2 protein-coding genes are annotated in these 2640 nt (G+C 46.1%); both read left to right on the top strand.

The features are described 5' to 3' along the window. Positions 1-166 precede the first annotated feature (166 nt). Positions 167-607 (top strand): recombinase family protein, encoded by a 441-nt coding sequence (locus N7974_RS20330; protein WP_262967356.1) that lies wholly within the window; start codon positions 167-169, stop codon positions 605-607. A gap of 346 nt (positions 608-953) precedes the next feature. After that, complete coding sequence (locus N7974_RS20325) at positions 954-2186, top strand: GGDEF domain-containing protein (RefSeq protein ID WP_262967355.1); 1233 nt, start codon at positions 954-956, stop codon at positions 2184-2186. The last annotated feature ends 454 nt before the right edge of the window (positions 2187-2640 follow it).

The raw sequence follows: 2640 nt of genomic DNA, 5'->3' as shown, positions 1-2640 counted from the left end.
CCGGCAAGCATATGGTTGGTAGAGATTTAGGCCGACTGGAACCGACTGCTTCGCTACAGTACCGTGCTGCTGGATGATTTGCCAAAAATAAGAATGTAAAGAGTTTAAAAACTTGAACATCGAGTTTAAGGCATATTTTAGGTTAATACTTAACAGGCGCTATTTTATGGGAAAAATCGTCGCTTATTTACGTGCATCTACTGACAAGCAAGATTTGAATAATCAAAAGCTAGAAATTTTGGAATTTGCGCGTAAAAAGGAGATTCGTATTGATGAATTTGTCGAAATCACAATTTCATCGCGTAAAACCAGCAAACAACGGCGGATAGATGAATTGGTGGGAATGCTGATTGAGACTGATACGCTGGTTGTTACTGAATTCAGTAGACTTGGGCGCAGCACGGCGGAGGTCATTACGTTGGTTAATGCCTTAGTATTACGCAATATCCGAGTCATTACCATCAAGCAAAATCTGGATATTGCGAATCAGGATATGAATGCGAAGATCATTATTACGCTGTTCTCGCTGTTCGGCGAATTGGAGAGGGATTTGATCAGTTTGCGCACCAAAGAAGCTTTAGCCGTAAAAAAGGCGAGTGGTCAGTAACTCGGTAAGCCAAAAGGCACTTTACAGAAAAGTAAATTCGATAATAGCCTGGATCGTATCAAGGAATTGCTCGGATATGGCCTTTCCGTCCGGAAGATTGCAAAAGTGTTGGGCTATTCGAGTCACATCGCACTCAATACTTATATCAATAAACGCAGTCTACAACAGTCGATTAAGAGTTAGCCTACCACCCATGTTAACGCGATTTATGGCAAGTTGGCTTTAAAATAAGGGCTGGAGACATTTACTAAGGTCTCTCCGGAATTTTCGGCGGTTTGGGCTTACACCCCCAGGCTACCCACATAAAATAATGCTTTAACGCAAACGTCCCATTACCGAGAAAGCCATGTCTCATGCCCCCGCCTTGTCCAAACAACCGGTGAACGATAAACGCCAGTCCATGCCAGTCTCCACAACGGAGGCAGTCCAGGATAAACGTTCCAAGATTAATTTCTTCGCACCCTTCATTAACAGATTCGAGCTTCAGGACATCCTCAACACACGCAATCACTCCGCGGATTTCATCGAAACCCGCGCCGAGTATATTGCTGTACGAGTACGCTTCATGGCATTTTTCTATGCCATCGCCATCCAGCTGTGGATTCCCGTCGATTACCTGTTGCTGAGACCGGATCACTTCAGCTCCATGATTATTCCCAAGCTCCTGCTGACGACCTTCCTGTTGCCGCTGGGGCTACTTACTCTGCGCAAACTCACCAGCAACCAGGTGCACCTTATTTTCATGTTGACGATCCTGTCCGCCGGCATGTTCTACTTTGCTTCCATGCAGATTCTCAACCAGGGTGGTGCAGAACCTCTACTTGCCGGCTACAGCTTCATGCCTCTCATGATTGTGTCGATGCTGGGGATTATCCCTCTTACTCTTGCCTGGGGCGTCTCATTGATCTCAATGGTTATAGTCATCTATCTGGTGCTGAAAGCTTCACTGGGCCAATTGATGACCGTGGATACCGCCAACATGCTGTGGGTATTGTTTATTCTGGGCAGCATATCCCTGTGGGTTCAATCAAGCCAGTTGTTGATGCTAATGAAGCTATACCGCGAAGCCACCCGTGATCCGCTGACGGGATTGATCAATCGGCGTGTATTGATGAAACGCCTGTCCCTCGAAATGGGACTCACCAACGACGCTGGCTCGTCTTTTTGCATCCTGATGTTCGACCTGGATCGCTTCAAACGCATCAATGATAACTATGGTCATCTGATCGGCGACCAAGTCCTAAAAACCACCTCGGAGATCCTACAGGCTGGGTTGCGTGAACATGACATCGTGGCCCGCTTTGGCGGCGAAGAGTTTGTCGCCGTACTGACAGGTTGCAGATACGAGGAGGCTATAGCGGTGGCGGAGCGTATTCGCGCAAGTTGCCATGAAACGCAGGTATTAACTTCGAACGGTGATAGCATCCAGTTCAGCACCAGCGTTGGCGTGACTGAATATGAAGCTGGTGAGACCATCGAGGTCACCCTCAACCGTGTCGACGAATCGCTGTACAAGGCCAAGGAACTGGGACGCAATTGCGTAATTCATAACCAGAGCGATGGCTTTTCTAGAAAATGAACGTTTTCTCCATGCACTTTACGGGGAGGAGACAGAATCGAGTCTCCTCCCGTCCAATTGATTACAGCAATATAATTGCCCCCCCGGATGTAAGGGGGAAAGGAGCAGAACTACTACAAACTAAATCGTGGCTGGGTGCCAATTCACATAGCGGCCAAAAATGCCATCTTCGTCAGATAGAATCTATTAGTTTACGCTCCGTCACCGCTCAAAATCCTATGAAACAATCCTGTCGTTTGTTTAATGCACCAAGTATTACAGCAGATTATATTTCAAGTTTTTGATACGATCGGGTATTTAGAATGTTTACAAATTGTATGGGTAAATAATAGACATCTTTCCTAAATACAGCCATAGCGTAAGTTAACAAGAGCAGCCACTAAATTCCATGTCAAGGAGTAATGCTTGTGTTTGCCCCGATAAACATCTTTGGCAATCCTGAAAATTTTGCATC

Source organism: Methylobacter psychrophilus, from assembly GCF_025583945.1.
Classification (GTDB): domain Bacteria; phylum Pseudomonadota; class Gammaproteobacteria; order Methylococcales; family Methylomonadaceae; genus Methylobacter_C; species Methylobacter_C psychrophilus.
This window is presented reverse-complemented; position numbering and strand designations above follow the sequence as displayed.

Excerpts from the sequence above, each read along its gene's own strand:
- N7974_RS20330 (WP_262967356.1), top strand. The coding sequence starts at position 167 with ATGGGAAAAATCGTCGCTTATTTACGTGCATCTACTGACAAGCAAGAT.
- N7974_RS20325 (WP_262967355.1), top strand. The coding sequence starts at position 954 with ATGTCTCATGCCCCCGCCTTGTCCAAACAACCGGTGAACGATAAACGC.